General features: G+C 66.4%; 6 protein-coding genes. All 6 read right to left on the bottom strand.

The features are described from left to right. Window positions 1–810: hypothetical protein (locus E4L96_RS00160; RefSeq protein ID WP_135205218.1), on the bottom strand; the 810-nt coding region annotated here is incomplete at its 3' end. A 50-nt stretch (window positions 811–860) separates the two neighbouring features. Next, window positions 861–1,250 (bottom strand): tlde1 domain-containing protein, encoded by a 390-nt coding sequence (locus E4L96_RS00155; RefSeq protein WP_135205217.1) that lies wholly within the window; start codon window positions 1,248–1,250, stop codon window positions 861–863. A 120-nt stretch (window positions 1,251–1,370) separates the two neighbouring features. Continuing rightward, entirely contained in the window at window positions 1,371–2,336 is a 966-nt protein-coding gene (corA, locus tag E4L96_RS00150) for a magnesium/cobalt transporter CorA (protein WP_135205216.1), read from the bottom strand. Between the two features lie 91 nt (window positions 2,337–2,427). Next, complete coding sequence (locus E4L96_RS00145) at window positions 2,428–5,376, bottom strand: TonB-dependent receptor (RefSeq protein WP_135205215.1); 2,949 nt, start codon at window positions 5,374–5,376, stop codon at window positions 2,428–2,430. 409 nt (window positions 5,377–5,785) lie between these two features. Beyond that, window positions 5,786–7,357: a nitrogen regulation protein NR(I) gene (gene ntrC, locus E4L96_RS00140; RefSeq protein WP_135205214.1), complete on the bottom strand. Its 1,572-nt coding sequence runs from the start codon at window positions 7,355–7,357 to the stop codon at window positions 5,786–5,788. Window positions 7,358–7,376: 19 nt separating this feature from the next. Next, window positions 7,377–8,453 (bottom strand): nitrogen regulation protein NR(II), encoded by a 1,077-nt coding sequence (glnL, locus tag E4L96_RS00135; RefSeq protein WP_135205219.1) that lies wholly within the window; start codon window positions 8,451–8,453, stop codon window positions 7,377–7,379. Window positions 8,454–8,457 lie beyond the last annotated feature (4 nt).

Below are 8,457 nucleotides of genomic sequence, written 5' to 3'. Positions count from 1 at the left end.
GCCGACGCATTGGTAGATCTGGGCCGCGCTTTGCGCATAACCGACCGCCGACGCGACTTCGTTCGCCGCCCCGTCCGCGCCGGCGGCACGCAGGGCCGTTTGCAGCAGGCTGGCGCCGGCCAGCCACTCCTGGCAGGCCGCAGGCAGCGGCGGCGGAGCACTCTCGGCGCCCAGCTGGGTCACCACCGTATCCAGGTCGCGGCCCTGCTTCTGCCAGTTCTGTTCGGCGGCATTGAGCAGACCGGCAAGGCGGGTCTGGGTCGCATCGAGGTAGGCGGCCGCCGCGGTGTGCAACAGCGCCGCCGGGTTGCCGCCCTGGGCCACGTCCTGCACGAAGGCGGTCAGGACCGGGTCGAGGTTGACAACAGCGTGCGACAGGAATACCGAAGCGGCCTGCAACAGGTCGGGCGCCAGGTTGAGCGGGCTGTCACGGAGCTTCTGTCCCAGCCAGGTTCCGGCATTGGTCGCGAGAGACCCGTGGGTGGGCGAAAAGCCGGCCATCAGCCCTGCCGGGCCCTCCCGCAGCATGCCGGCGCCGAGCGCTTCGTCGATGGTGCGGCTGACACTGCGCCGGAACGCGCTGCCCGGTTCGGCAAAGAATTCCGCAACCGCCGCAGACGAACCGGCCTGGAACGCAGCCTGCACCGCCGCGAGCTCCTGCTGCAGCTGCGTGATCGCACCGGCCGCGGATAACTGCGCCACGTGACGGATCGCCTGCTCGGCCAGCAACGGGGCCAGCGGATCCGGGGCGGCGCTCAGTTGGGCGTTGACGTCGGCAAGGCGCCGAATGTGATTGACGAGCTGTTGCATTCTGGGCTCCTGGTGGCATGAGGAAAAGTGAAGCCGGGTGCAGGCACCGGTCACGGACCGCGCACCACCCGCAGGATGGCAGGGGCCGAGGCCGCCATCTGCTGCCGGATCGCCAGTTCCTTGATGATGATGCAGCCCTGGGACGCTTCCCCGGGGTGGTCGTTGCTGTCGCCGTGACAGAAGAAACCGGTCCGGCCGAACATCTGGTTGGCGGGGGACGGGGTCAGCGTGACCGCATTCTTCACCTGCCCGCCGTGCAGCTCCACCATCGGCCCGATGCTGTACTCGCCCACTGGAATGGGCCCGAGATCGCTGGCCGCCTGCATGTCCGGATTGTTCTTGCCCGAACCATAGCCCGAATAGCCTTGCGCCACCGGTGCCACCACCACGCCGTCACGGTACAGGTTACCCGTGCTCTGTTCGTATCCCCAGTCAGGCATCGCGTCCTCGCAAGTGGAAGGGTATTGATCCACATTAGACGGTGCGTGCGGAAATGCTTGATCTTTCTCGGCTATTCGGCCGTCGTGCGGAGAAAGCGTAGCGCTTTTACAACGCCGCCATTACAGCCAGCCGGCGCGCTTGAAGCGGCGGTGCATGAAGCCGGCCACCAGCGCCATCACCAGCAGCGCCACCGCATAGCCATAGCGCCAGTGGAGCTCGGGCATGTGCTCGAAATTCATGCCCCACACGCCGGCGAAGGCGGTGAACACGGCGAAGATGGCGGCCCAGGCCGCGAGCTTCTTGTTCACCTCGCCCTCCTCGATCGCCACCATCGACAGGTTCACCTGGATCGCGGTGCCGATCGTCTCGCGGATCGCATCCAGGGTGCCGTTCAGGCGGTACAGGTGGTCGTGCACGTCACGGAAGTAGGCATCGGTGCCGGTGCACACGGCGGGCACCCGGCCGCCGTGCAGCTTGCCCACCGTTTCCATCAGCGGCACCACGGCATGGCGCAGCACCAGGGCCTTGCGCTTGAGGGCGTACAGCCGTTCGATGTTCTTGCGCTGCGAGCCGCGGATGAAGATGCGCTCCTCGATCGCTTCCAGTTCGGCCTCCAGCGCCTCCACCAGCGGGAAGTAGCGGTCCACCACCGCGTCCATCAGCGCGTACAGGACGAAGGCCGGGCCCTGGCGCAGCAGGGCCGGCTCGCGCTCGGCGCGCGCGCGCACGTCGGTGAAGCCGTGCTCGGCATTCTGGCGCGAGGTCAGCGCGAAGTGCGGGCCCACGAACACGTCCACCTCGCCCACCACCAGCTCGTCCCCCTGGGGCTCGACGGTCTTGACCACCACGAACAGGGTGTCGCCGTACTCCTCGATCTTGGGGCGCTGGTGGCCGCGCATCGCGTCCTCCACGGCCAGCTCGTGCAGGCCGAATTCCTCCTGCATCACGGCCAGCTCGGCCGGGGCGGCATCCTTCAGCGCCACCCACACGAAGGTGTCGGGCAGGAGGATGTACTCGCTGATGTCCTCGACGGGGATCTCGGCCAGCTTGTGGCCATCGCGGTAGGCGGAGCAGTTGATCAGCATGCGGACGTAACGGACATGAAAAAAGGGACGTACCCCATTGTAGGGTACGTCCCTCGGTTCCGACGAAAAGGTTCAGTTTGAACCGTTCAGCTTAGAACGTGTACTGCGCCTGGAAGCGGAAGCTGCGCGCCTTCTGGATGCCGTACGGCTGCTCGAAGGTCGGGCTCGGCGAACCGACGCCCTGCTCGGCTTCTTCCGTCACGGAGGTCACGGTGCGGGTGTTGAACACATTCAGCACGTCGACCTGGAAGGACAGGCCCTTCATCCACTTCGGCTCGTAGTTCGCCTGTACGCTCAGCTCGTGCAGCCACGGGGTGCGTCCCCAGGTGCCGCGCGGGTGCAGTTCGCCGTTGCAGTAGAACGAAGCCGACTGGTAGCCGATCGAGACACCGTCCAGATCGCCAGCGTAGTAGCCAAGGCAGTTACGTGGACGGCCCGACTGGATCAGGACGTTCGCGCCGACGCGCCACTCCGGCGCCACCTGGTAGGCCCCGAACACCTTGAAGGTGTGGCGGCGGTCGTTCGGCAGGAAGCCGTACGAACCTTCCATCAGGCCCGGGTAGTCCCAGTCCTGGCCGATGCCGGCGTCGTCCTGGCCGATATCCGACTTGACGTAGCCTTCGGTGTTGCCTTTGCTGTAGGCCAGCACGTAGGAACCCTGCAGGCTCCACACGCCGTCCCAGGCCCGCTCGAAGCCCAGCTCGAGCGCCTTGTAGGTGCGCTTCGGCTGCGGGAACTTCAGCGCCGCGGCCGGGATCGTGATCGGGGTCAGGCCCTGGCCGTCGCCCAGGTCCACGTTCGCGGTCAGGTCCTTGCCCGGGTTGTACAGGAAGCAGTTGCCGACGGTGGCCGCGATGGTGTCGGCCTGGTCCGCGGTGTAGCCCGCGCCCAGCGCCCATGCGCCCGCGCCTTCGTCGTTGCAGACGTCATCCATCACCGACTTCAGGTTGCGGTAGGTGGCCTTGGCCGTGACCGACCAGCGGTTCGACAGGGCCTGCTGGATGCCGAGGATGTACTCGTCCTGGAACATCGGCTTGATGTTGGGGTCCACGACGGTGCGCGGGTCCTTGATCTCGCCGTTGTGCACGATCTGGCGGCTGCCCAGCTGCGCGCCCATGCCCGGGAGCTGCTTCTTGTCGCTGCCGAAGCTGCCGTCGAAGGCGTAGAAGTCGTAGTAGTCGGTCTCGGTCCCGGCCAGGCGGACGTTGGTGTTCGACATCACCGGGATGTAGTAGCGGCCGGCGTTGGCGAAGACCTTGGTCTGCGCGTCGCCGTTCACGTCCCAGGCCAGGCCCAGGCGCGGCGCGATGGTGTTGTCGACCTTGATGAAGGACGAGCCTTCCGCGTTCAGGTTGTTGAACGACTCCGAGCGCACGCCGAGCGACGCCATCACGGTCTTGGTGACCTGCCAGTTGTCTTCCAGGTAGAACGCCGAGTTCTTGGTCTTGAAGGTGCCACCGTTGAACAGCGTGCGCGCCTGGACGTACTGGAGGGTCGAGCCGGTGTCGTTGACGTAACCGTTGGACAGGGTCGAGCCGGCCTTCAGGTTCCGCACCGAGTAGTTGGTCTCGCCCGGATAGAACGAGCCTTCGGTGGTCTTGTAGGTCTCGTTGTCCATGCCGAAGCGCAGGCCGTGGGCGCCCAGGTTCCACTCGGCGTCGAGGCGCCAGGCGTCGCGCTGGTCCTTGGCGTTCGGGTCGGTGATCAGGGTCTGGGTCGCGCAGCCGAGCTTCTTGGTGGTCGAGGTGCGGCGGTCGGTCACGTACGGGCAGGCCGCCGTCTCGATGCGCGAGGTGCGGTCGTACTTGCCCTGGCCCAGCAGTGCCGACACGGTGAAGTCGTCGGTGATCCACGAAGTGTACTTCACGATCGCGTTCTGGCCGCCGGTGGTGAACTCGTCGGTGCCGACCTTCTCGCCACGCGCGGTCTGGTACGGGACCACCGACTTGTAGGTGTACTGCTTGTCCTTGGACTTGTCGGAGAAGGCGGTGAACTCGAGCAGGTTCTTGTCGTTGATGTTCCAGTCGATCTTGGTCAGGTACTGGGGCGAGGTGTTCTTCACTTCGCTCTGCTCGGTGTTGCCGTAGGTCTTGGACTTGATGGATGCGCCCTGGACCAGGCCGAAGATGTACAGCTTGTCTTCGATGACCGGACCGCCGATCCACAGGTTGCTCTTCAGGTCGTCGGTGCCGCCCGGGCGGCTGACCAGGTTCCACTTGCCGGTGGTCGGCGATTTTTCCGAGTACACCGAGTCGCCCTGCAGGGACGACGGCGAGTAGATCACGTTGGCGCCGCCGTGCCATTCATTGGTACCGCGCTTGGTGGTGACCGACAGCACGCCGCCCAGCGAACGGCCGTATTCCGGACCGTAGCCGCCGGTCTTGACCTGCTGCGAGGCGATCGCGTCGAACGGCACCTGGTTGAACGCCACGCCGTTCAGCGAGTTGGTGACGTTGAAGCCGTTGATGTAGTAGACGTTTTCCGCCGGGGAGGCGCCGCCCAGCGACGGCACGTTGCCGGCGCGGGTGCCGGCCGAGCCGATGCGGGTGTCGCCGGCGGTCGCGCCCGGCGCCAGCAGGGCCACGGCGGTCACGTCACGGGTGACCGGCAGGCGGTCGATGGTGGCCTTGGACAGGACCTGGCTGGACTCGGACGACTTGACGTCGATCTTGGTCGCGCGGCCGGTCACGATCACTTTCTGGCCGGCGGTCGGGCCGGCGAAGGTCACGGTGGTACCGTCGCCCGCATTCACGGCGGCGCTCAGGTTTTCCTTGGAGCCGTCGGCATAGGTGGTCGACAGCGTGTAGGTCCCCGGCGGCAGCTGGGTGACCTGGAACTGGCCATCCTTGCCCACGGTGATGGTGCGGGTCAGGCCAATATCTTTGTTCTCGATGGTGACGACGGTTCCTGCCATGGCGCGGCCGACCAGTGAGCCGGCCGAGTTCGACGCGGCGTACGCTGCGGTTGGCAGCGCGACCGACGCCAGTCCGGCGCTGAACGCGAGCGTCAGCGCATGGACCAAAACGGTTTTCTTAAGCATTGTGATTCCCGGAATATACGACTAACGAATAGTTTGGAACTCGAACAGAAAGTCCGAATTCCTCTTCATCCTCTTGGCAATTGACCGTAGAACGTTGTATATACATGAGTACATACGAAATAAAATACTGTTCAGTCAATCGTTTGCCATAAAACCATATGGCCGGAAACGCTGTCAAATTTGCGTGGTCAATACTCACCAAAAACCACAGGTGGACAATTTGTCCCTTGACGCCTCAGGAGTGCGCTTGGCAAATGCAAACTCTCACCGAATGTAACGACACTATTTACATGTGAAAAGGCGCGCGCGGGCGCGGCGATGACGCGCAGTCATCGCCGGGCGGGTTGCAGCAGATTGGGATCAGTCGTCTTGCGCGCCGTCCACGCCGGGGCCGGCGGACGGATGCCGATCAGTCGTCCTTGGCACCATCGATGCCAAGTTCCGCTATTTTCCGCGTGATCGTGTTGCGGCCGATGCCGAGCCGGATGGCGGCATCGTTCTTGCGCCCGTGGGTGTGGCGCAGGGCCGTCTTGATGAGGGCGGATTCGAACTGGCGGCCCAGCACGTCCATGACCTCGGACTGGCCGGCATTGAGCATGCTGGCCGCCTGCAGCTCCAGCAGCTTGATCCAGCCGCCGTTCTCACCCAGGGCCTGCAGGGTGGCACTGCCGGGCGCGGCGCTGACCGGCGCGGCACCGCCCGCACCGACCGTCAGCGGCACCGCCGCGTGGCCGGAGCCGTTCCCTGCCGGGTAGCCGGTCTCGGAGGCCGCGCTGGCGCTACCGGCGCCGGCTGCGTCCTGCTGGCTGCCCTGCCCCGCTCCAGGCGCGCCGCGCACCAGCTCCGGCGGCATGTCCTTGACCTCGACCGTCTGGCCCGGCGCCATCACGGTCAGCCAGTTGCACAGGTTCTCCAGCTGGCGCACGTTGCCCGGCAGCTCCAGGCCCATCAGGAAGTGCAGGGCCGCTTCGCTCATGCGCTTGGTCTCGACGCCGAGCTGGCGCGCGCTCTGCACCAGGAAATGGCGCACCAGGATGGGGATGTCCTCGCGCCGCTCCCGCAAACTGGGCAGGCGCAGGCGGATCACGTTGAGGCGGTGGTACAGGTCCTCGCGGAACAGGCCGTCGCGCACGCGCTGCTCCAGGTTCTGGTGGGTGGCCGTGATCACGCGCACGTTGGCCTTCAGGGGCTGGTGCCCGCCGACGCGGTAGAAGTGCCCGTCTGACAGCACCCGCAGCAGCCGGGTCTGCAAGTCGAAGGGCATGTCGCCGATCTCGTCCAGGAACAGGGTGCCGCCCTCGGCCTGCTCGAAGCGCCCGCGCCGGGTCGTCTGCGCGCCGGTGAAGGCGCCGCGCTCATGGCCGAACAGCTCCGATTCCAGCAAATCCTTGGGGATGGCCGCCGTGTTGATGGCGATGAAGGGCTGGCTCGCGCGCGGACTGTGCTTGTGCAGGGCGCGCGCCACCAGCTCCTTGCCGGTGCCGGATTCGCCGGTGATCAGCACCGTCACGTTGGACTGCGACAGACGGCCGATGGCGCGGAACACCTCCTGCATGGCGGCGGCCTGGCCCAGGATCTCCGGTGCATCGGCCGGGCCCGCGTCCACGCTGGTCTCGCGCAGCGATTCCTCCAGCGCGCGGCGGATCAGCTCGACGGCCTTGTCGATGTCGAACGGCTTGGCCAGGTATTCGAAGGCCCCGCCCTGGAAGGCCGCGACGGCCGAATCGAGGTCGGAAAACGCCGTGATGATGATCACCGGCAGGCCGGGGTGGCGCTCCTTGACGGCGGCCAGCAGGTCCAGGCCGGAATCGCCCGGCATGCGGATGTCGGACACCAGCACCTGCGGCGTATCGGCGTCGAGCGCGGCCAGCGCGTCCTTGGCATTGGCAAAACTGCGGGTGGCGAGGTTCTCGCGCGCCAGGGCCTTTTCCAGCACCCAGCGGATTGAGGCGTCGTCGTCGACGATCCAGATTGGTTTCATATCTCTCGTGTCTCTTCGCCTATGGGAGGGGCAGCAGGATGCGGAAATCCGTGCTGCCGGGCCGGCTTTCGCATTCGATCACGCCCAGATGCTGGTGCACGAAAGTCTGCGCCAGGGTCAGCCCCAGCCCGCTGCCACCGTCGCGCCCGGACACGAGCGGATAGAAGATGTGGTCGCGGATCGAGGGCGGAATGCCCGGCCCGTTGTCGAGGATATGCAAGTCTAATGCCAGCCCGTAGCGGACCTTGGCCAAAGTGACCTGGCGCGCCACCCGGGTGCGGAACACGATCTCGGCGTCGCCCGCCGCGATGCGTTCGGCCAGCGCCTGGGCGGCATTGTGGGCGATGTTGAGCACGGCCTGGATCAGCTGCTCCTTGTCGCCCCGGAATTCGGGCAGGGAGGCGTCGTAGTCGCGCCGGATGGCCAGCCCCTGCGGGAACTCGGCCAGGATCAGGCTGCGCACGCGCTCCAGCACTTCGTGGATGTTGACGTCGCCCACGATGTGCGGGCGGCGGTGCGGCGCCAGCAGGCGGTCCACCAGGGTCTGCAGGCGGTCGGCCTCCTTGATGATGACCTGGGTGTATTCGCGCAGCGCGGCCAGGTGCAGCGGCGGCAGCTCGAGTTCCAGCAGCTGGGCCGCGCCGCGGATCCCACCCAGCGGGTTCTTGATCTCGTGCGCCAGGTTGCGGATCAGCTCCTTGTTCACCTGGCTCTGGTCCAGCATGCGCTCTTCGCGGTCCAGCTTGAGCTGCTGGACGTTCTCGCGCAGCTCGATGATGACGTCGTCCACGCCCTGCGCCGAGACGATCGAGTGCACGTGCAGCGGCTCGCGCCCGGCGCGCTCCAGGGCCAGGTCCTGGCGGAAATCGGCGGTGGGGGTGGCCAGCGCCTGGGCGCAGAGCGCCGACAGTTCCGCAGCGTTGGTGAACAGCGTGGCCAAGGTCTGGCGCAGCAGCGCCTTGAGCGAACTCTCCAGCAGGTTCTCGGCGGCCGGATTGGCGTGCCGGATGCGGCCCTCGGCATCCAGCGCCAGCACGCTCGTGGCAAGCAGGTCGAGGCCTGCGTAGGCGGTGGCGGGGGCCGGGTCGGGGGTCATGGGG

The sequence above is a fragment of the Zemynaea arenosa genome (assembly GCF_004614185.1).
GTDB classification, from domain to species: Bacteria; Pseudomonadota; Gammaproteobacteria; order Burkholderiales; family Burkholderiaceae_D; genus Telluria; species Telluria arenosa.
Note: the sequence above shows the minus strand (reverse complement) of the source record. Positions and strands in the feature narration are given on the sequence as shown.